This is a genomic window from Arthrobacter sp. P1_B9, from assembly GCF_056406495.1.
Genome location: NZ_JBFUAA010000010.1, coordinates 39409 through 60786 on the forward strand (window position 1 = coordinate 39409; position 21378 = coordinate 60786).

Annotated in this window: 14 protein-coding genes; 11 read left to right on the forward strand and 3 right to left on the reverse strand. The window is 67.5% G+C overall.

Annotated elements, in window-relative coordinates:
• Positions 1-11: 11 nt before the first annotated feature.
• The 3 genes from coaE (at position 12) to AC1D1A_RS14490 (ending at position 4627) form a co-directional block, all read left to right on the forward strand.
• A complete protein-coding gene (gene coaE / locus AC1D1A_RS14480) occupies positions 12-1313 on the forward strand; it encodes a dephospho-CoA kinase (RefSeq protein ID WP_476948013.1) in 1302 nt (433 codons plus the stop codon).
• Positions 1314-1353: 40 nt separating this feature from the next.
• Positions 1354-3435, forward strand: a complete 2082-nt coding sequence (gene uvrB / locus AC1D1A_RS14485) for an excinuclease ABC subunit UvrB (protein WP_476948014.1) — start codon at positions 1354-1356, stop codon at positions 3433-3435.
• Positions 3436-3598: 163 nt separating this feature from the next.
• Positions 3599-4627 (forward strand): TerC family protein, encoded by a 1029-nt coding sequence (locus AC1D1A_RS14490; RefSeq protein ID WP_028276830.1) that lies wholly within the window; start codon positions 3599-3601, stop codon positions 4625-4627.
• 151 nt (positions 4628-4778) lie between these two features.
• Here AC1D1A_RS14490 and AC1D1A_RS14495 read toward each other — a convergent pair whose 3' ends face one another.
• From AC1D1A_RS14495 to AC1D1A_RS14505, 3 genes are all read right to left on the reverse strand, one after another.
• The gene (locus tag AC1D1A_RS14495; protein WP_476948055.1) at positions 4779-6137 is read right to left on the reverse strand and encodes an alpha/beta fold hydrolase; all 1359 of its coding nucleotides are present in this window, start codon (positions 6135-6137) and stop codon (positions 4779-4781) included.
• A 19-nt stretch (positions 6138-6156) separates the two neighbouring features.
• Positions 6157-6705: an N-acetyltransferase family protein gene (locus AC1D1A_RS14500; RefSeq protein ID WP_476948015.1), complete on the reverse strand. Its 549-nt coding sequence runs from the start codon at positions 6703-6705 to the stop codon at positions 6157-6159.
• A 112-nt stretch (positions 6706-6817) separates the two neighbouring features.
• Complete coding sequence (locus AC1D1A_RS14505) at positions 6818-9364, reverse strand: DEAD/DEAH box helicase (protein WP_476855940.1); 2547 nt, start codon at positions 9362-9364, stop codon at positions 6818-6820.
• Positions 9365-9520: 156 nt separating this feature from the next.
• Between AC1D1A_RS14505 and AC1D1A_RS14510 the strand changes: the two genes are divergently transcribed.
• The 8 genes from AC1D1A_RS14510 (at position 9521) to uvrC (ending at position 21286) form a co-directional block, all read left to right on the forward strand.
• On the forward strand, positions 9521-10300 hold the full coding sequence (locus AC1D1A_RS14510) for a trans-aconitate 2-methyltransferase (protein ID WP_476948016.1): 780 nt from the start codon (positions 9521-9523) through the stop codon (positions 10298-10300).
• A 119-nt stretch (positions 10301-10419) separates the two neighbouring features.
• Positions 10420-12225 (forward strand): ABC transporter ATP-binding protein, encoded by a 1806-nt coding sequence (locus AC1D1A_RS14515; protein ID WP_476948017.1) that lies wholly within the window; start codon positions 10420-10422, stop codon positions 12223-12225.
• Between the two features lie 113 nt (positions 12226-12338).
• Complete coding sequence (locus tag AC1D1A_RS14520; protein ID WP_476948056.1) at positions 12339-14180, forward strand: ABC transporter ATP-binding protein; 1842 nt, start codon at positions 12339-12341, stop codon at positions 14178-14180.
• On the forward strand, positions 14177-14569 hold the full coding sequence (locus AC1D1A_RS14525) for a GntR family transcriptional regulator (protein WP_476849612.1): 393 nt from the start codon (positions 14177-14179) through the stop codon (positions 14567-14569). Before AC1D1A_RS14520 ends, AC1D1A_RS14525 begins: the two co-directional genes overlap by 4 nt.
• 67 nt (positions 14570-14636) lie before the next feature.
• The gene (gene uvrA / locus AC1D1A_RS14530; RefSeq protein WP_476855939.1) at positions 14637-17585 is read left to right on the forward strand and encodes an excinuclease ABC subunit UvrA; all 2949 of its coding nucleotides are present in this window, start codon (positions 14637-14639) and stop codon (positions 17583-17585) included.
• Positions 17586-17774: 189 nt separating this feature from the next.
• Entirely contained in the window at positions 17775-18536 is a 762-nt protein-coding gene (locus AC1D1A_RS14535) for an HAD hydrolase-like protein (RefSeq protein ID WP_476948018.1), read from the forward strand.
• Positions 18523-19191, forward strand: a complete 669-nt coding sequence (locus AC1D1A_RS14540) for a lysophospholipid acyltransferase family protein (protein WP_026266350.1) — start codon at positions 18523-18525, stop codon at positions 19189-19191. The genes AC1D1A_RS14535 and AC1D1A_RS14540 overlap by 14 nt, the downstream gene beginning before the upstream one ends.
• 85 nt (positions 19192-19276) lie before the next feature.
• Positions 19277-21286, forward strand: coding sequence for an excinuclease ABC subunit UvrC (gene uvrC / locus AC1D1A_RS14545; RefSeq protein WP_476849615.1), 2010 nt, complete (start codon positions 19277-19279; stop codon positions 21284-21286).
• Positions 21287-21378: the final 92 nt, after the last annotated feature.

The following is a 21378-nucleotide window of genomic DNA, read 5'->3' on the forward strand; positions in this document are numbered from 1 at the left end:
AGTCTGGTGAGGTGTTGAAGATCGGGTTGACCGGCGGAATCGCCTCGGGGAAGTCCATGGTTGCCGCGCGCCTGCGCGACCTTGGAGCAGTGCTTGTCGACGCCGACGCGCTGGCCCGGGAGGTCGTGGAACCTGGTACGCCCGGGCTGGCCAGTGTGGTGGAAGCCTTCGGTGCCGCCGTCCTGACCCCGGAAGGCCGGCTGGACCGGGCCCGGCTCGGTGCCCTGGTCTTCGGTGATCCGGAGCGCCTGGCCGCGCTGAACGGCATCGTCCACCCCCTGGTGCGGGAGCGCGCCGCGGCGATGGTCGCCGCCGCCCCGGCCGGCGCCGTCGTGGTCCAGGACATCCCGCTCCTGGTCGAAACCGGGCAAGGGAAGAACTTCCATCTGGTGGTCGTGGTGGATGCCCCCGACGACGTCCGGGTCCGCCGCATGGCCGAACACCGCAACATGACCGCCGACGAGGCGCGCGCCCGGATGGCAGCCCAGGCGGGCCGCGAGGACCGGCTGGCCGCCGCGGACGTCGTGCTGGACAACTCGGGCACCCCGGAGGACCTCCGGCACGCGGTCGACGCGCTGTGGGAGGAGCGGCTTAGGCCGTTCGCACTGAACCTCAAGGAGCAAAAGATCGCCCCGCGGACGGCGGGGCCGGTCCTCGCCCCGGCCGATCCGGCCTGGGCAGCGCAGGCCGCGCGGCTGATCGCCAGGCTGCGGGCAGCGGTCCCGCAGGATGTCCTGGCCGTCGACCACCTCGGGTCCACGGCCGTCCCTGGCCTCGACGCCAAAGATGTGATCGACCTCCAGCTCAGCGTCCGGGACCTCGACACCGCGGACCGGATCGCGCCGCTGTTGGCCAACGCAGGATTCCCGCGCTGGCCCGGCATCATCGCCGACAACCCGAAACCCTCGCACCCGGACCCTGCCGACTGGGGCAAGCGGCTGCACGGCAACGCCGACCCCGGCCGGCCGGTGAATCTCCACCTCCGCGCGGCCGGCTCGCCGGGCTGGCGGTACGCGCTGTGCTTCCGCGACTGGCTGCGCGCCGATCCCGAAGCCCGGACGGACTATGTGGCCGAAAAGCAACGGGTCGCCGGGCTGCACGGCGTCGACAAGTCCACCGCCGGCTACGCGGCCGACAAGGAGGGCTGGTTCACCGGGTATGCCTGGCCCCGGATGGAAGCGTGGGTGAAGCGCACGGGATGGCAACCGCCGTCGTACGCGGACGACGCCGGAGCAGACGACGCCGGTGCCGGCACCGGCGGCGGCGCCACCGCAACGGCACCTGCCGCCGGCCCCGGTACTGCCCAAAGCTGAATCAGGGCATCCTGTCACAGCCCGGCGGTAGATTAGGTACATGAGTCTTGCCCAGGAAATCAACCGCGTCGTGGCGCCCTTCGAGGTCATCAGTGAGTTCCAGCCGGCGGGTGACCAGCCGGCCGCCATCGCAGAGCTGACTGAGCGCATCCAGAACGGCGAAAAAGACGTCGTGCTGCTTGGCGCCACCGGTACCGGTAAGAGCGCGACCACGGCCTGGCTGATCGAGCAGGTCCAGCGGCCCACCCTGGTGATGGTGCAGAACAAAACCCTCGCCGCGCAGCTGGCCAACGAATTCCGCGAACTGCTGCCGAACAACGCCGTGGAATACTTCGTGTCCTACTACGACTACTACCAGCCGGAGGCCTACGTCGCCCAGACGGACACCTTCATCGAGAAGGACTCCTCCGTCAACGAGGAAGTCGAACGGCTCCGCCACTCCGCGACCAACGCGCTGCTGACCCGCCGCGACGTGATCGTGGTTGCCACCGTCTCCTGCATCTACGGCCTCGGCACCCCGGAAGAATACATCGCCGGGATGGTGACCCTCCGCAAGGGGGCGGAGATGAACCGTGACGACCTGCTCCGAAAGTTCGTCTCCATGCAGTACACCCGCAACGACATGGACTTCCACCGCGGCACGTTCCGGGTCCGCGGCGACACCGTGGAAATCATCCCGATGTACGAGGAACTGGCGATCCGGATCGAGTTTTTCGGTGACGAGATCGAGAATATCCAGACCCTGCACCCGCTGACCGGCGAAGTGCTCCGGGACGAGAACGAAATGTACGTCTTCCCCGCCTCGCACTACGTCGCCGGTCCGGAACGGATGGGCCGGGCGATCAAGCGGATCGAAGACGAACTGGCCGAGCGCCTAGCCGTGCTGGAAAGCCAGAACAAGCTGGTCGAGGCCCAACGGCTCCGGATGCGCACCACCTATGACCTGGAAATGATGCAGCAGATGGGCTTCTGCAACGGCATCGAGAACTATTCCTCGCACATCGACGGCCGGGCCCGCGGAACCGCGCCGCACTGCCTGATCGACTACTTCCCGGACGACTTCCTCCTGGTGATCGATGAATCCCACGTCACCGTGCCGCAGATCGGCGCCATGTACGAGGGCGACATGTCCCGCAAACGGAACCTCGTGGACCACGGCTTCCGGCTGCCCTCGGCGATGGACAACCGCCCGCTCAAATGGGACGAGTTCCAGGACCGCGTGGGCCAGACCGTCTACCTGTCCGCGACGCCGGGCAAGTACGAGCTCGGCAAGTCCGACGGCTTCGTCCAGCAGATCATCCGCCCCACCGGCCTGATCGACCCCGAGGTCGTCGTCAAGCCCACGAAGGGGCAGATCGATGACCTGCTGGCCGAAATCCGGACCCGCACCGCGAAGAACGAGCGGGTCCTGGTCACCACCCTGACCAAGCGGATGGCCGAGGACCTGACGGACTACCTGCTGGGCCATGGCGTGAAGGTGGAATACCTGCACTCCGACGTCGACACCCTCCGCCGGGTGGAACTCCTGCGCGAACTGCGGATGGGTGTCTTCGACGTCCTCGTCGGCATCAACCTGCTCCGTGAAGGCCTGGACCTCCCGGAGGTGTCGCTGGTCAGCATCCTGGACGCGGACAAGGAAGGCTTCCTGCGCTCCTCGACGTCCCTGATCCAGACCATCGGGCGTGCCGCCCGAAACGTCTCCGGCCAGGTGCACATGTACGCGGACCGCATCACCGATTCGATGGCCCATGCCATCGACGAGACCAACCGCCGCCGCGCCATCCAGGTGGCCTACAACACGGAGAACGGGATCGATCCCCAGCCGCTCCGGAAGAAGATCGCGGACATCACCGACCAGCTGGCCAAGGAAGACGCGGACACCCGCGAGCTGCTGGCCGCGGCCGGGAAGAACCGCGGCAAGGGCAAGGGCACCTCGCTCATCCGTGCGGACGGGCTCGCCGCCGCGCCGGCCGAGGACCTCGTCGGGCTGATCGAACAGCTGACCGAACAGATGCACGCCGCAGCCGGGGAGCTGCAGTTCGAACTGGCCGCCCGGCTGCGCGACGAGGTGGGGGATTTGAAGAAGGAACTGCGGCAAATGCAATCCGCGGGGCACGCCTAGGGTAAACTCGGTCAAACGTAGGGGAGTATCCCAAACGCTACGATCGTCAACACGCACGGCTACGATGCCGCGCCGGGCGTAGCGGGCAGCCAGGCAGCGTCATGCGCCGGCGGTCGGAGAGACTTACACCGCTGAGCTGTACCCTACGAAAGGTATTTCCCCCGTGCCCGAGCTTCCCCTGTGGTTCGAGATCGGCTCGTTTGTCGTCCTCGGCGTCATTCTGGCCATCGACCTGCTGATGGTCCTCAAACGCCCGCATGAGCCCTCCATGAAAGAAGCCGGACTGTGGGTCGCGTTCTACGTGGCCCTGGCCCTGGTCTTCGCCGGCGCCATGTTCGCCTTCACCGGCCCGGAATTCGGCGGCCAGTTCATCGCCGGCTGGGTGACCGAATACAGCCTGAGCATCGACAACCTGTTCGTCTTCATCATCATCATGGCGCGCTTCTCGGTACCGAGAAAGTATCAGCAGGAAGTGCTCATGGTGGGCATCATCATCGCCCTGATCCTCCGCGGCATCTTCATCATGCTCGGCGCGATCGTGATCGAGCAGTTCAGCTGGGTCTTCTACATCTTCGGCGCCTTCCTGCTCTGGACCGCCTGGAAGCAGGCCCAGGACGAGGGCGAGGACGAGGAAGACAAGGAAAACCCGCTGATCGCCCGGATCCGCCGGGTCCTGCCGATGTCCGAGAAGTTCGACGGCGGCAAGCTCCGCACCGTCGTTGACGGCAAGAAGGTGTTCACCCCGATGCTGATCGTCTTCGTGACCATCGGCATGACGGACCTGCTCTTCGCTGTCGACTCCATTCCGGCCATTTTCGGCCTCACCCAGAGCGCCTTCATCGTCTTCACCGCCAACATCTTTGCCCTCATGGGGCTGCGCCAGCTGTACTTCCTGCTCGGCGGCCTCATGAACCGGCTCATCTACCTCAAGCACGCCCTGTCCGTGATCCTGGCGTTCATCGGTGTGAAGCTGGTCCTGCACGCCATGCACGTCAACGAGCTGCCCTTTATCAACGGCGGCCAGCACATCGAATGGGCCCCCGAGATCCCCACCTACGTCTCGCTCGGTGTGATCATCGGCACCATCGTCGTCGCGGTGGTCGCCAGCCTCATGAGCTCCAAGGCGTCCAAGTCGAAGCTGGATGCCCGGCTGGAAGAGGACTCCCGCAAGAGCCTGAGCGACGTCGACTAGTACCAAACCGCCGGGGTGAGAGTGCAGGACACACCTCGCGGCACATAGCAGTACGGCGCTGGACCCTCACGGGTCCGGCGCCGTACCTGTTTAAGCAGTACCTGCTAAGCCGGGCGCCATCGGCCCGGGCCCGTGCCTGGCCGCGCCCGGGTCACCGTCGGGCGGAACGTGCCATCCCCAGCAGGCGCCCGAAGATCGCCTCGCCGTCGTCCGCGATGCCGTCGTGGTGGAAGTCGCCGGTTTCCCAGACCTGCAGGCCCCGGACCGCGGCCGCCGTCTCCAGGGACAGCTCCCGGTCCACGTAGATGTCGTCGGTGTAGACGGCCGCGGCGACGGGCACGGTGTTCAGCGCCAGTCGCTCCGGGTCGTAGAGGGGTGCCCAGCCGTCCATTTCGGCCAGGAGCCGGGCCACGTCCTGCAGCGGGTGCAGGGCCGGGTCCTGCTCGAAATACCAGGGGTACACCATTTCCCCGGTCAGAAGCGGTTCGCCGGCGTCGGGGCGGAACTCGGGGAATTCCTCCAGCACGCGCCAGGCGGCCCAGTTGGTGGCACCGTCCTGGGCGTAAATGGATTCGTGCATCAACGCGTACAACGGGTTCGCGGCCCGGGACACGAGGCCCCGGACCTGCTCCAGGAAGGTGTCCGAGAGACGGTCGCCGCCCGGTGTGGCCACGAAGGCGTCCTCGAGCAGGTGGTGCAGTGCGTCCACCCGGGTGTTGCCGCCCAGGAACGAGCCCACCATCTGGAACCGTTCCACCGTGAGCCGGCCGCCGTCGGGCAGCACCTCCTCCGTTTCCCGCAGGTGCCGGGCGATCCGGGTGACGGCGGCCCGGTCCTCGGGATACCAGTCAAAGTATTCGGCGTTCCGGGCCGCGACCCGCTGGAACGTGGCCCGGTACACTCGGTCGGCGGAGCCGCCCAGCGGGGCCAGCCCGCCCGTCACGAGGACCTCGCGCAGCCCCTCGGGGGCGAAGGAAAGGTAGCTGAGCGCGCAGAAACCGCCGTAGCTCTGGCCGTAGATGGTCCAGGGGGCGGAGTCCAGGGCTGCCCTGATCGCTTCGGCGTCGGCAACGATCGAGTCGGCGCGGAAGTGCGTCAGGTAGTCAGCCTGCTCCGCGTCGGTGCCGCGCAGCGGCAGCGTGTTGCGGTCGACGGGCGAGGACAGGCCGGTGCCGCGCTGGTCCAGCATGAGGATCCGGAAGTCCTTCGCGGCGGCCTTGCTCCAGCCGCCCAGCGACGGGAACCGGTTTCCACGCCCGCCGGGACCGCCCTGCAGGAAAAGCAGCCAGGGCAGCCCGGCGGCCTCTGCCTCGCTGTGTTCGGTGGACACGTACTCGCGGGCGAACACGGAGATGGTTTCGCCGCGGCGCCCCGCCTCGCTGAAGTGGTCCAGGGGGACCTGGAAGTAATGTTCCGCGGTCCGCATTCCCCGGTAGGCGTGTCGTGCCCGGACGCTGTGCGGAACTTTGCGCCCGGCGCTGGTTGCAGTCTCCAGCAGGGAGGCTCCCATGAGCCCCGTCATTGGGAGATCAGCCACGGGTGGCCGCCTCGCGGGAACCGGAGCTGGAGCCGGCAGGGGAGTCGGCGCCGGCAACTGCCGGGCGGCTGCCGAAGGCCGTCAGCGCCGCTCCGGTGAGGCGGAAGGTGGACCATTCCTCCATCGGCAGGGCGCCGAGGTTCTTGTAGAAGTTGATGGAGGGCTCGTTCCAGTCCAGGACACTCCATTCGACGCGCGCGTAGCCCCGGTCGACGGCGGTCGCTGCCAGGTGCTGCAGCAGTGCCTTGCCGTGGCCCTCGCCGCGGGCCTCCGGCCGGACGTAGAGGTCCTCGAGGTAGATCCCGTGGACGCCCTCCCACGTGGAGTAGTTCAGGAACCAGAGGGCGAAGCCGCGGACCTCGCCCGCGGAGTTCTCCGCCATGGTGGCGAAGACCTTGGGATGCTCGCCGAAAAGGACCTCGGTGAGCATCTCGGGGGTGTTCCGGACGGCGTCCGGTTCCTTCTCGTAGAGGGCGAGGTCGTGGATCATCTGCAGGATGGCAGGGACGTCATGCGCTGTGGCAGGCCGGATTACACTCATTGTCCGAGTTTACCCGCGGCGCGAAGGCCCAGGCTGGGGCGACGGCGCCGGCCCGGCGCCGCCCAGGCCCTGCGTCCCGCCCCTGTGCCGACCAGCCCCCGTGCCGTCCCGCCTAGAGCCGGTTGACGTCCGTGACGCGGACGACGGCGGTCCCGGACTCGTCCGAGGCCGCCAGGTCCACGTCGGCGGAGATGCCCCAGTCGTGGTTGCGGGCGGGGTCATCGAAGATCTGCCGCACCTTCCACACCCCGGGTTCCTCGGTGATGATCAGCAGCCCGGGACCGCGGGCGTCCGGTCCGGTGCCGATGTCGTTGTGCTCATCAAAGTAGTCATCGAGGGCATCTTCCCAGCGCTCGGCGTCCCAGCCGGAGCCGGCGTCGAGCTCGCCCAGGGCGGTGGCGGCCTCATCGGCGAACAGCTCCACGCGGCGGAACATCTCGTTGCGCACCATCACCCGGAAGGCCCGGATGTTGGAGGTCAGCGACGGCGGCGGGGGCGGCGGAGCGTCGTGCGGTGTGGGCGCCGCGCCGGATGTGAGCTCTTCCCATTCGTCCAGCAGGCTGGAGTCCACCTGCCGGACCAGTTCGCCCAGCCAGGCGATGAGGTCCTCGAGGTCCTCACGGAGGGCATCCTGCGGGACCGTCTGCCGGAGCGCCTTGAAACCGTCGGCGAGGTAGCGCAGCACGATCCCCTCCGAGCGGGCGAGGCCGTAGAACTGGACGAACTCGCCGAAGTTCATGGCACGCTCGTACATGTCCCGGACCACGGACTTGGGCGCGAGCTCGAAGTCGCCGACCCAGGGCGCGGCCTTGCGGTAGACGTCGAACGCCTCGCCGAGGATCCCGGCGAGCGGCTGCGGGTAGGTGACCTCCTCGAGCATCGCCATCCGCTGGTCGTACTCGATGCCGTCGGCCTTCATCGCCGCGATCGCCTCGCCGCGCGCCTTCTTCTGCTGTGCCGAGAGGATCTGCCGCGGCTTCTCCAGGGTCGCCTCGATCACCGACACCACGTCCAGGGCGTACGACGGCGACTCCGGGTCCAGCAGCTCCAGCGCCGCCAGCGCGAACGGGGACAGCGGCTGGTTGAGGGCAAAGTTTGCCTGCAGATGGACCGTGAGCCGGACCGTGCGGCCGTCAGCACCCTGCTCCCCGGCCGGGATCCGCTCCACGACGCCGGCCGCGAGCAGCTCGCGGTAGATTCCCAGGGCCTTCTTCATGAGCCGCAGCTGGGCCGGACGGGTCTCGTGGTTTTCGGTGAGGAGGCGGCGGGCGGCCTGGAACGGGTCGCCGGGGCGTTCCATCAGGTTCATCAGCATCGCATGCGTCACGGTGAAACTCGACGTCAGCGGATCCGGAACGGACTCGACCAGCCGCTTGTACGTCGGTTCGCCCCAGGACACGAAGCCTTCCGGGGGCTTCTTCTTGACCACCTGTCGCAGCTTCTTCTGGTCGTCGCCGAACTTGGCCGTGGCCTTGGCCATCGCCTTCACGTTTTCCGTCACGTGCTCCGGGGCCTGGACCACCACGGTTCCTGCGGTGTCATAGCCGGCGCGGCCGGCGCGCCCGGCGATCTGGTGGAACTCACGGGAGTTCAGCAGACGGGTGCGGACGCCGTCGTATTTGCTCAGTGCCGTCAGCAGCACGGTGCGGATGGGCACGTTGATGCCCACCCCGAGCGTATCCGTGCCACAGATGACCTTCAGCAGACCGGCCTGGGCAAGCTGTTCGACCAGCCGGCGGTACTTCGGCAGCATGCCGGCGTGGTGAACGCCGATCCCGTGCCGGACCAGGCGGTTAAGGGTCTTGCCGAAGCCTGCGGCGAAGCGGAACCCCGCAATGAGCTCGGCGATCTTGTCTTTTTCCTCGCGGGTGCAGACGTTGATGCTCATCAGGTTTTGGGCCCGGTCGATCGCCTCGACCTGGCTGAAGTGGACCACGTAGACCGGGACCTGCTTGGTGGCGAGCAGCTCCTCCAGCGTCTCGTGGACCGGAGTCTGCTCGTAGTAGTAGTGCAGCGGGATGGGGCGTTCCGCGGAACTGACGGTCGTCGTCGTGCGGCCGGTCAGGTCGCTGAGGCCGTCCTCGAACCGGCTGACATCGCCGAGCGTCGCCGACATCAGCAGGAACTGCGCCTGGGGCAGTTCAAGCAGCGGCACCTGCCACGCCCAGCCGCGCTGCGGGTCCGAGTAGAAGTGGAACTCGTCCATGATCACGGCGCCGAGCTGCGCCGCAGAACCTTCACGCAGGGCGATGTTGGCCAGGATCTCGGCCGTGCAGCAGATGATTGGGGCGTCCTGGTTCACGCCGGAGTCGCCGGTGATCATGCCGACGTTGTCGGCGCCGAAGATCTCACAGAGGGCGAAGAACTTTTCCGAGACGAGGGCCTTGATCGGGGCGGTGTAGTAGCTCCGCTGCCCGCGGGCCATGGCCTGGAAGTGCGCGGCAATGGCCACGAGGGATTTCCCGGACCCGGTCGGGGTGGCCAGGATGACGTTTGAGCCGGTGGCCAGCTCCATGATGGCCTCGTCCTGGGCGGTGTACAGGGCCAGGCCGCGGGTCTCGGTCCACTCGACAAACCGGGTGTAGAGCTCGTCCGGGTCCAGGCCCGTCCTGCCGGGGATACGGGCGGCCGGGGCGGGGAGCTGATCAACGAGTTTCATTGCTGTCCAGCTTAGTGCCCGCGTGGTAGCCGCGGCACCGCACGCAGTGCGGGCGCGCGCCGTGAGCCGCCCGCAGCGCAGGCGTGCTTCCTTGGCTGGCCCACGGGCCGGGACTAGGCTTCGGTTAGGACAACGTGCCGGGAACTGGAGGCAGCCATGAAGTGGGATCCGGAGAAATATGTGCAGTTCGGGGACTACCGGGACAGACCATTTTTTGATCTGACCGGTCGGATTCACGCCGAAGCCCCGCGGCACGTGGTGGACCTCGGCTGCGGTCCCGGCAACCTGACCGCGACGCTCGCGGACCGCTGGCCGGGCGCGCAGGTGGTGGGTCTGGATTCGTCGCCGGAAATGCTGGCCACTTCCAAGGACCACGCAGCCGCGGCGGCCAATCTTTCCTACGAGCTGGCCGACATTGAGCACTGGCTGCCGTCCGGGGACACGGACGTGGTGGTCACCAACGCGGCCCTGCAGTGGGTGCCCGGCCACCGAAAGCTCCTGCCCCTATGGCTCGATGCCCTCAAACCGGGCGCCTGGTTCGCGCTGCAAGTGCCGGGGAACTTCAATGCACCGTCGCACACCCTGATGCGGGAGCTGGCCGATTCTCCGGCCTGGGCGGGGCGGCTCGCCGGGGTGCTCCGCCACGACGACGTGGTGGGGGAGGCAGCGGAATATCTGGAGATCATGCTCGACGCCGGTTGTGCCGCCGACGCCTGGGAGACCACGTACCTTCAGCTGCTCCCAGGCGCCAACCCCGTTTTGGAGTGGGTCCGCGGAACCGGACTCAGGCCGGTCCTCGCGGCCCTCCCCGACGACGAGGCCAGGGAGTTCGAGGCCGAGTATTCGGCACGGCTGGACGACGCATATCCGGCAGGCCGGCACGGGACGGTCTTCCCGTTCCGCCGCACGTTCGCGGTGGCGCAGAAGATCGGGTAGGCGGCGTGTCAGCCGCATGACACGAAGCACTCCGGAATGGGGCTTACAATGACGTGGCGGTGTGGGGCGGCCGTTAGGCTGATCACCATTCCGGGCCCTGGGCTAGTAATGGAGGTTCAGTGCTTATAGGCCTGACGTCGCGGCTGTTGTCCGCGCATAAAGGGACCGTGCTGGCCATCGTTGTGCTGCAGCTCGTGCAAGCCACCGCCAACCTGCTCCTGCCCACCCTGAATGCCGCGATCATCGACGACGGCATCATCGGCGGGGACACCGGGGAGATCCTCCACCTCGGGGCCTGGATGGCCGGAATCGCTGCCGTCCAGGTGATCACGGCCGTCGCGGCCGGATATCTGGGCGCCGTGGTCGCCATGGAGATTGGCGGCCAGCTGCGCGGGGAGCTCTTCGCGAAGGTGCAGTCCTTCTCCTCCCAGGAGGTGGGCCTTTTCGGTGCGCCCAGCCTCGTGACCCGTGCCACCAACGACGTCGCCCAGATCCAAAACCTCGCCGTCCTGGTGTTCATCATGCTGATTGCCGCACCGGCGATCTTCATCGGCGGCATCGTGCTGGCCGTGCACCAGGACGTGGTGCTGTCCTGGATTGTGGTTGTGGTGATCCCGGTCCTGACGGTGATCATGACGGTGATCGTCCGCCGCCTGATTCCCCTGTACCGCCAGGGCCAGGGCCTTCTGGACCGGATCGGCCGGGTGCTGCGGGAGCAGATCATCGGCGCGAATGTCATCCGCGGCTTTGTCCGGCAGGACCACGAGGTCCGCCGGTTCGATGAAGCCAACAAGGACCTCACCCGGAACAATCTGCAATCCGCCCTCCTGGTGGCGGCGATGATGCCGATGATCATGTTCGTGGTCAACATCTCCTCCGTGTTCGTGGTGTGGTTCGGCGGCCATCGCATCGACGCCGGCGAAATGCGGCTGGGGGCGCTGACGGCGTTCATCGCCTACATCCTGCAGATCCTGATTGCCATCATGATGGCGATGTACGTCTTCATGACCGCCCCCCGGGCGGCGGCCTGCGCGGAACGGATCCGCGAGGTGCTGGACACGGAACCGGCCATCGCGGATCCGGCCGTTCCCGCCGGGGCCACCGCTGCCACCATTCCGGCCGGCGGGGCCAGTGCGGCGGGCACCGCCGGTGCGCCCGCCGTCGCCGGCGCCCCGGGCCGCTCCGGCGCTGTCGAGTTCCGGAACGTGTCCTTCGCTTACCCCGGCGCCGAAGCACCCGTGCTGGACGGCGTCTCCTTCACCGCCAGGGCCGGTACCACGACGGCGATCATCGGCGCGACCGGCAGCGGCAAGACGACACTCCTGAACCTGCTGCCGCGTTTCCTCGACGCGACGGCCGGAGAGATCAGCATCGGCGGGGAGAACGTGCGGGCGATGCCCCTGGACGACCTGCGCGGCCTGATCGCAATAGTCCCGCAGCAGTCCTACCTGTTCGCGGACACGGTCGCGGGGAACCTCCGGTTCGGGGCGCCCGCCGCGAGCGAGCCCGAAATATGGCAGGCGCTTGAAGCTGCCCAGGCCGCCGACTTTGTCCGCGCCCTGCCGCTCGGGCTCGACACGCCCGTAAGCCAGGGCGGCACCAACTTCTCCGGCGGCGAACGGCAGCGCCTGTGCATCGCGCGGGCCCTGCTCAAGCGGGCCCCCGCCTACCTCTTCGACGACAGTTTCTCGGCTCTGGACTACGGCACCGACATCAGGCTCCGGGCGGCGATCGAGCCGCTGCTGCGCTCGGCGACCGTGCTGATCGTGGCCGAGCGGGTGTCAACAATCGTGGACGCCGGGCTGATCCTCGTCCTGGAGGGCGGCCGGGTGGTCGCGCAGGGCACGCACAGCGAACTCATGGAGTCCTCGCCCAGCTACCAGGAAATTGCCGCGTCCCAGCTGGTGCTGGAGGAAGCCCCGTGAGCCGCGCGCGGGCACACCGCGCCGGGACCGTTGCGGGACCCGGCGTGCCGGAGCGCATCAAATGGCACACCGCCGCCCGGCTGCTTGGCCTGCTGTTGCCGCTGAAGTGGCGGATGGCCGGCGTCATCGCCGCGACCTGCGCGTTCGTGACACTCAACGTGGCGGCGCCCAAGGTGCTGGGCGACGCCACCGACGTCGTCGTCGACGGCTTCCTGGGCGGCTCCCTCGACGAGCAACAGCTGGCCGAGCGGCTACTGGCCGTTTCGGCCATGTACGTCGGGGCGTCGCTGTTCAGCTGGATCCAGGGCAGCCTGACCGCCACCGCGGTGCAGCGCCTCAGCTACGGCCTCCGCGGCTCCGTGGAACAAAAACTCCATGTGCTGCCGTCCAGCCATTTCGAGGAGCAGCGCCGCGGCGACGTGCTCAGCCGGGCCACGAACGACGTCGACAATATCTCCCAGGCGCTCAACCAGCTCCTCAACCAGCTGATCATGGCCGTCCTGATGCTCTCGGCCGCTCTCGCCATGATGCTGTGGCTCTCGCCGCTGCTGGCGCTGATCGCGATCCTCTCGGTGCCCGTGTCCACGATGATCACCGTGCTCGTGGCCCGGCACTCCCAGGCGCATTTCAAGGAGCAGTGGAGCAGCACGGGGGCGCTGACTGCCCAACTCGAGGAGTTCTTCACCGGGCATGAAGTGGTCAAGGCCTTCGGCCGGCAGGAAGAGTCGGCGGCGAGCTTCCGGGAGCGCAACGAGAAGCTCACCCGATCGAGCACCCGCGCCCAGTATTTGTCCGGCATCGTGCAGCCGCTGCTGGTGTTTGTCGCCAACCTCAACTACATCGCAATTGCTGTTGTGGGGGCGCTGCAGGTCACCGCGGGGCTCTTGACGATCGGCGGCATCCAGGCCTTTGTCCAGTTCTCCCGTCTCTTTAGCCAGCCGGTGAGCCAGATCGGCGGCATGCTGACTCTCGTGCAGTCCTGCCTGGCCTCGGCGGAGCGGGTGTTTGAGCTGCTGGACGCCCCGGAGATCCCTGCGGACAGCGCCGTGCCGGCCGTTTTGGCGAACGGCGCCGGCAAGCTGCAAGGCTTCACGGCCGCGCGAAAGCTCCATGTCCCGCGCAAATCCTCCAACGGACGCAAAGCCCCTGCCCCGGGCACGCCCGGGGACCTGCTGGATCCCGGCGCAGTGGCGGGCCGGGTCACGTTCGAGCACGTCAGCTTCAGCTACAGCCCCGGCACCCCCGTGGTGAAGGACCTCTCCTTCACGGTGGACCCGGGACAGACCGTGGCGATCGTGGGACACACCGGTGCCGGCAAGACCACCGTGGTCAACCTCCTGATGCGCTTCTACGAACTCGACTCCGGCCGGATCCTGGTGGACTCGACGGACATCGCCACCATCCCGCGGGACGAGCTGCGGCGCGCCTTCGGAATCGTCCTGCAGGATGCCTGGCTGTTTACCGGCAGCATCCGGGAGAACATCGAATACGGCCGGCCCGGCGCCGCCGAAGCCGATATCGTCGCGGCGGCCCGCGCCAGCCACGTGGACCAGTTTGTCCGGTCCCTGCCGGCCGGCTACGCCACGATGCTCGGCAACGACGGCGATTCCCTGAGCCGGGGCCAGCGCCAGCTCGTCTCGATCGCACGGGCGCAGCTCGCCGGGCGCAGCATCATGGTGCTGGACGAGGCGACGAGCTCCGTCGACAGCCGCACTGAGGTGCAGATCCGGCATGCCATGGAGCAGCTGCGGGCCGGTCACACGAGCTTCGTGATCGCGCACCGTTTGTCCACGGTCCGGGACGCTGATCTAATTCTCGTCATGGACCACGGACGAATCGTTGAACACGGCACCCACCCGCAGCTGGTGGCCCGGCAGGGGCTCTACAAGGATTTGTACGAGGCCCAGTTCGCCGGCCGCGAACAGGTCCCGGCCGTCCAGGAGGCCGAACAGTGAGCCCCGCGGACGCCGTGGGGGAGCGTTTTCCCGGATCCTGGCGGACCAATCCGGCCAGCTCCGTCCCGCTCTTCGAACAGCTGCGGCTCTACGTGATCGAACGCGCCGACAACGGCACACTCGCGCCGGGCACCAGGCTTCCGGCCGTGCGGAGCCTGGCCGGCGAACTGGGCGTGGCCCCGCACACCGTGGCGCGGGCCTACAAGGAACTCGAGGCCGCCGGCGTCGTAGTGACGAAGGGCCGCAACGGGACCGTTGTGTGTGCCCGCGATGCCGCCTGGAGTTCGCTGTCCGCCGCCGCCGCCGAGTTCGCCGCGGCCGCCAAAGCCCAGGGCGCCAGTTTCGCCGAGGCCGTGCAGCTGCTGGCCGCCGCCTACGACCGCCAATAGCACATCCGGCGCCGCCCGTGGCGCGCGGAATAGTTTTTCGAAGAAGTTTTCGATTAGCATTAGATTCGTGCCTAAAGCTGTAGCTGAAGATCCAGCCGTTGAAGTCCATTCCGCCGTCGAGCCGCTGGCAGTCCGGGATGCGGCCCCGTCCCGCCCCGTCCTGAAGCGTCCGGACATGACGCGCCTCGTCGTCAAGGGCGCCCGCGAGCACAACCTGCGCAACGTGGACCTGGACCTGCCGCGCGATGCCATGATCGTGTTCACCGGCCTGTCCGGCTCCGGAAAGTCCTCCCTCGCGTTCGACACCATCTTCGCCGAGGGCCAGCGCCGCTACGTCGAATCCCTCTCCGCCTACGCCCGGCAGTTCCTGGGCCAGGTGGACAAGCCCGACGTCGACTTCATCGAGGGCCTCTCGCCGGCGGTGTCCATCGACCAGAAGTCCACGTCCAAGAACCCTCGCTCGACCGTGGGCACCATCACCGAGATTTACGACTACATGCGCCTGCTCTGGGCCCGTGTGGGCCGGCCGCACTGCCCCGTCTGCGGGGAGCCCGTGACCAAGCAGACCCCGCAGCAGATCGTCGACCAGCTGCTCGAGCTCCCGGACGGCACCCGCTTCCAGGTGCTGGCACCCGTGGTCCGCGGCCGCAAGGGCGAATTCGTGGACCTCTTCAAGGAACTCACCGCCAAGGGCTACTCGCGGGCCCGGGTGGACGGCGAGCTCGTCCACCTGAGTGATCCGCCGAAGCTGGGCAAGCAGTTCAAGCACACCATCGAAGTGGTGGTGGACCGCCTCGTGGTCAAGGAAGGTATCAGCCAGCGCCTGACCGACTCGGTCGAAACCGCCCTCGGACTGGCGGAGGGCCGCATATTGGCCGAATTCGTCGACCTCGAAGCAGACGATCCCGAGCGGATCAGGGCGTTCTCAGAACACCTCGCCTGCCCCAACGAGCACCCCCTGGCGATCGACGAGATCGAGCCCCGCTCCTTCTCATTCAACAACCCTTTCGGCGCCTGCAGCGCGTGCAGCGGCATCGGCACCAAGCTGGAGGTCGACGAGGAACTCCTCATCCCCAACCCCGAGCTCTCGCTCTCCGAGGGGGCCATTGCGCCGTGGTCCCTGGGCACCGCCACCACGGAGTACTGGAACCGGCTGCTGGCCGGTCTCGCCGAGGAACTCGGCTTCTCCATGACGACGGCGTGGGAGAAGCTCGACACCGACGTCCGGCAGACCGTCCTGCACGGCAAGGACCACAAGGTGGTGGTGCAATACCGCAACCGCTTCGGCCGGGAACGCAAGTACAGCACCGGTTTTGAGGGCGTCGTGCAGTACGTCCACCGCAAGCATGGCGAGACCGATTCCGACTATGCGCGCGACCGCTACGAGGAATACATGCGCCAGGTCCCGTGCCCGGCCTGCAACGGTGCCCGGCTGAACCCTGCGTCGCTCTCGGTGCTGATCAACGGCAAGTCAATCGCCGAGGTCGCCGCGCTGCCCATGCGGGAATGCGCCGACTTCCTCGAAAACCTCGTCCTCACCGGCCGCGAGGCCCAGATCGCCCACCAGGTCCTCAAGGAGATCCAGGCCCGCCTGACCTTCCTCCTCGACGTCGGACTCGAGTACCTGAACCTGGAGCGGCCCTCCGGCACCCTGTCCGGCGGCGAAGCCCAGCGCATCCGTTTGGCCACCCAGATCGGCTCCGGCCTCGTGGGCGTACTGTACGTCCTCGACGAGCCCTCGATTGGCCTGCACCAGCGGGACAACCGCCGCCTGATCGAGACACTCACCCGGCTCCGGGACCTCGGCAACACCCTGATCGTCGTGGAGCATGACGAGGACACCATCCACGAGGCCGACTGGGTGGTGGACATCGGACCGGGCGCCGGCGAGCACGGCGGCATGGTGGTCCATTCCGGGTCCTACCAGGAGCTGCTGGAAAACACGGATTCGCTCACCGGCGACTACCTCTCCGGCCGGCGGAAAATCGAGATCCCGAAGAAGCGGCGCAAATACGACAAGAAGCGCGAGCTCAAGGTGGTCGGGGCGAAGGAGAACAACCTCCTGAACATCGACGCCAGTTTCCCGCTGGGCCTCTTCACCGCCGTCACCGGCGTCAGCGGCTCGGGCAAGTCCACCCTGGTCAACGAGATCCTCTACAAGGTGCTCGCCAACAAGCTCAACGGCGCCAAGCAGGTGGCCGGCAGGCACAAGTCCGTCCAGGGCCTCGAACACCTGGACAAGGTGGTGCACGTCGACCAGAGCCCGATCGGCCGCACCCCGCGCTCGAACCCGGCCACTTATACCGGCGTGTTCGACAACATCCGCAAGCTCTTCGCCGAGACCACCGAGGCCAAGGTCCGCGGCTACCTCCCGGGCCGGTTCTCCTTCAACGTCAAGGGCGGCCGCTGCGAGGCCTGCTCCGGCGACGGCACCCTGAAGATCGAGATGAACTTCCTGCCGGACGTCTACGTCCCCTGCGAGGTCTGCCACGGCGCCCGGTACAACCGCGAAACCCTGGAGGTCCACTACAAGGGCAAGACCATCGCGGACGTGCTGAACATGCCCATCGAGGAAGGGGCCGAGTTCTTCGCGGCCTTCTCGCCGATCGCTCGGCACCTCAACACGCTCGTCGACGTCGGCCTTGGCTACGTCCGGCTGGGCCAGCCCGCCACCACGCTCTCCGGCGGCGAGGCCCAGCGCGTGAAGCTCGCAGCCGAGCTTCAGAAACGCTCCAACGGCCGCAGCGTCTACGTCCTGGACGAGCCCACCACGGGCCTGCACTTCGAGGACATCCGCAAGCTCCTCATGGTGCTCCAGGGCCTCGTAGAGAAGGGCAACACGGTGATCACGATCGAACACAACCTCGACGTCATCAAGAGCGCCGACTGGATCGTGGACCTTGGCCCCGACGGCGGGTCCGGTGGCGGCCGTGTGGTCGCCTCCGGCACCCCCGAGCAGGTGGCCAAGTCGAGCGAGAGCCACACGGCTGCGTTCCTCGCCGAGCTCCTCGCCTGAACACCGGCTGCCAGGGACCGTGCGGCGGGCCAGGTAAGCTTCCGCCGCACGCGTCCCCGCCCGCAGGGACGTCTCCACCGGATGTATCCGCTGATGGATCGCGTGATGTAGCCCCTGATGTATTCCCGATGTATTCCTGAAGGAGCATGCGAATTTCTGGCAACCGCACACTCATGAGAAACTAAGCCGGTGACGCATACAACAGTGCCCGTAATCTTTGACCTTGACGGCACTCTTGTCGATCCCGCCGGGGGTATTACCGACGGTATCGCCGCGGCCCTCACCGAGCTTGGCCTGCCGGTTCCGGACAAGTCCCGGATGGACGCCATGATTGGGCCCAAGCTCAGCCATTCCCTGACGGAAATCGCCGGCGTTCCGGCCGCACAGCTGGACGACGCCATTCGCATCTACCGTGCTCACTACGCATCCACGGGAATCGCGCAGAGCAGGCTGTACCCGGGAATCCGCGGCCTCCTCGAGGACTTCGTCGCCGCGGGCCGGCCCATCGCCGTCGCGACCCAGAAGCCGGAAGGGCTTGCCCGCATTGTACTGGCGCATCACGGCATCGCCGGGCTCTTCCACAGCATCCGGGGCTCCGCCGCCGACGAGGCCGCCAGCCCGGGAGCGGGCTCCGCCCCCGAAGGCTCCGTTCCCGAAGGTAAGGTCGGCATCGTCGCCGCCGCGCTCTCAGACCTCGCTGCCGCGGACCCTGCGGCCGCCGGCCGGGCCGTGATGGTGGGGGACCGGGCACAGGACGTCGCCGGGGCCGCTGCGAACGGACTGGACTGCATCGGCGTAGGCTGGGGGTTTGCGCCTGACGGCGAACTGCACGCGGCCGGTGCCGTCGAGATCGTGCACAACACCACGGCGCTTCACGCGACGATCAACCGGCTCTCCGAACGCCCGGGAACCACAGCCCTGAACGAGGTGCACACCGATGGCAATGTTTGACGCAATCCGCTGGACCACGCGGGGGCTTGTAACCACCACGTGCCGTCCCACGGTCATCGGCCTGGAAAACGTGCCCAAGGATGGGCCGTTCATTGTCGCCCCGAACCACCTCTCGTTCCTGGACAGCGTGATCGTCCAGGCCCTCATGCCGCGGCCCGTGGCCTTCTTCGCGAAGGCTGAATACTTCACCACCGGCGGCATCAAAGGCAAGGCCATGAAGTCCTTCTTCGAGGCCGTCGGCTCCATTCCGGTGGAACGCGGCGAGCAGGCGGCGAGCGTCCAGGCGCTGAAAACGCTGCTGGACATCCTCGACTCCGGCAAGGGCGTGGGCATCTATCCCGAAGGCACCCGCTCCCGCGACGGCATCCTGTACCGCGGCCGCACCGGCGTCGGCTGGCTGGCCCTCACCACCGGCGCGCCCGTAATCCCGGTGGGCCTGATCGGCACCGAACACTTGCAGCCCGCGGACAGCAAGTCCGTCAAACCGCAGCACTTCACCATGAAGGTCGGCGAGCCGTTGTACTTCGAGAAAACCGGACCGGACCATTCCCTGCCGGCCCGCCGCCAGGTCACGGACCGCATCATGGACGCAATCGCAGACCTGAGCGGCCAGGAACGCTCCACCAGCTACAACCAGAGCAAGTCGGCCGAATAGCGCGCAGCTCCCGGCCCCCGTGATCCGCCGGGCATGCGGCGGTGCACGTGCAACGGCACCGCCGGCGGCTCAGTAGACTTGATGTGTGGCAGATCCAGCGAGTTACCGACCCCAGACGGGTGAAATTCCGACCAATCCGGGCGTGTACCGCTTCCGCGATCCGCACGGCCGGGTCATCTACGTCGGCAAGGCCAAGAACCTCCGTGCCCGGCTGAACACCTACTTCGCCAACCCTGCCGGGCTCATGCCCAAAACCTATGCCATGGTCCACACGGCCAGCAGCGTCGAATGGACCGTGGTGGGCAGCGAACTCGAGTCGCTCCAGCTGGAATACACCTGGATCAAAGAATTCACGCCCCGCTTCAACGTGATGTTCAGGGACGACAAAAGCTACCCGTACCTCGCCGTGACGATGGGGGAGAAGTACCCGCGCGTCCAGGTGCTGCGCGGCGACCGGCGCAAGGGGACCCGGTACTTCGGCCCGTACACCGCCGGCGCGATCCGGGACACCATGGACACCCTGTTGCGGGTGTTCCCGGTCCGCAGCTGCAGCGCCGGGGTGCTGAAGCGCGCCGAAGCCAGCGGCCGGCCCTGCCTGCTCGGCTACATCGACAAATGTTCCGCGCCGTGCGTCGGCCGGATCTCCGCCGCGGACCACCGCGCCCTGGCCGAGGACTTCTGCACGTTCATGGGCGGCGAAGCCAAACCCTTCGTCAACCGGCTGGAACGGGAGATGGCCGCGGCAGTTGCTGAGCTCGACTACGAACGCGCGGCCCGGCTCCGGGACGACATCGTGGCGCTGAAGAAGGTCTTCGAACGTAACGCCGTCGTCCTGGCCGAGGGCACGGACGCCGACGTCTTCGCCCTGCACGAAGACGAGCTCGAGGCCGCCGTGCAGGTCTTCCACGTCCGGGGCGGACGGATCCGCGGCCAGCGCGGCTGGGTGGTGGAAAAGGTCGAGGACTCCACCACCCCGGAACTGGTCGAACACCTGCTCCAGCAGGTCTACGGCGAGGAAGCCGGGCTCCAGGGCAGGTTGCCCCGGGAAGTGCTGGTGCCTGCCGAACCCAGCAACGCCCCGGAGCTCGCGCAATGGCTCAGCGGCCTGCGCGGGGCCCGGGTGGACATCCGCGTTCCCCAGCGCGGGGACAAGGCAGCCCTCCTGTCCACGGTCCGTGAAAACGCGGAGCACGCCCTCAAACTTCACAAATCCCGGCGCGCCGGCGACCTCACCATGCGCTCCCAGGCCCTGCAGGAAATCCAGGAAGCGCTCGAGCTTCCCGTGGCGCTGCTGCGGATCGAGTGCTTCGACATCTCACACGTCCAGGGCACCAACGTGGTCGGCTCCATGGTGGTGGTCGAGGACGGCCTGCCGAAAAAGTCCGACTACCGGAAGTTCGCCGTGACCGGCGCCGCGGCCACTGACGACACGGCGGCCATGCATGATGTGCTGACCCGCCGGTTCCGGCACTATCTTCAAGAAAAAGACGAGCAGGCGGCGGCCGCGGCCAAACCGGCGCACCAGGCCGCCCTGGACGCGGCGACCGCCGCGGCGGTCGCGGACTCCACGACGCCAACACCGCGGAGCAAATTCGCCTACCCGCCCAACCTCGTCGTCGTCGATGGCGGCAAACCGCAGGTCAATGCCGCCGCAAGGGCGCTGGAAGAGCTCGGCATCGAGGACGTGTATGTGGTCGGCCTGGCCAAACGGCTCGAAGAGGTGTGGCTGCCGGACAGCGATTTCCCGGTGATCCTGCCGCGCGCCTCGGCCGGCCTGTATCTGCTGCAGCGGATCCGCGATGAGGCCCACCGCTTCGCCATCACCTTCCACCGGCAAAAGCGCGGCAAGGCCATGACGGCCTCCGCCCTGGACAGCGTACCCGGTCTGGGCGAGTCCAAGCGCAAGGCCCTCCTGGCGGAGTTCGGCTCCGTCAAGGGGATCAAAGCCGCGACGCAGGAGGAACTCACCGGCGCCAAGGGGATTGGCCCCTCCCTGGCCGCCGCGATCGTCCGGCACTTCGCTGGGGGCGGAGTCGAGGAAGCCGCCACGGTTCCTGCCGTCAACATGACCACCGGCGAAATTCTCGACGCTTAGCTAGTGCCGCCAAACTTAGCTAGGGTAAAGACTTGGGTACGGCACGGCAGCGGCATCACCGCGGCCCGCGCGCAAACCTGACAACAGCAAAT

What these genes read in the sequence shown, in the direction of transcription:
- AC1D1A_RS14505 (WP_476855940.1), bottom strand. Translation starts at nt 9,364, where the DNA reads ATGAAACTCGTTGATCAGCTCCCCGCCCCGGCCGCCCGTATCCCCGGC.
- AC1D1A_RS14520 (WP_476948056.1), top strand. Translation starts at nt 12,339, where the DNA reads ATGGCCGGCGTCATCGCCGCGACCTGCGCGTTCGTGACACTCAACGTG.
- AC1D1A_RS14500 (WP_476948015.1), bottom strand. Translation starts at nt 6,705, where the DNA reads ATGAGTGTAATCCGGCCTGCCACAGCGCATGACGTCCCTGCCATCCTG.
- AC1D1A_RS14540 (WP_026266350.1), top strand. Translation starts at nt 18,523, where the DNA reads ATGGCAATGTTTGACGCAATCCGCTGGACCACGCGGGGGCTTGTAACC.
- AC1D1A_RS14510 (WP_476948016.1), top strand. Translation starts at nt 9,521, where the DNA reads ATGAAGTGGGATCCGGAGAAATATGTGCAGTTCGGGGACTACCGGGAC.
- uvrB (WP_476948014.1), top strand. Translation starts at nt 1,354, where the DNA reads ATGAGTCTTGCCCAGGAAATCAACCGCGTCGTGGCGCCCTTCGAGGTC.
- AC1D1A_RS14495 (WP_476948055.1), bottom strand. Translation starts at nt 6,137, where the DNA reads ATGGGAGCCTCCCTGCTGGAGACTGCAACCAGCGCCGGGCGCAAAGTT.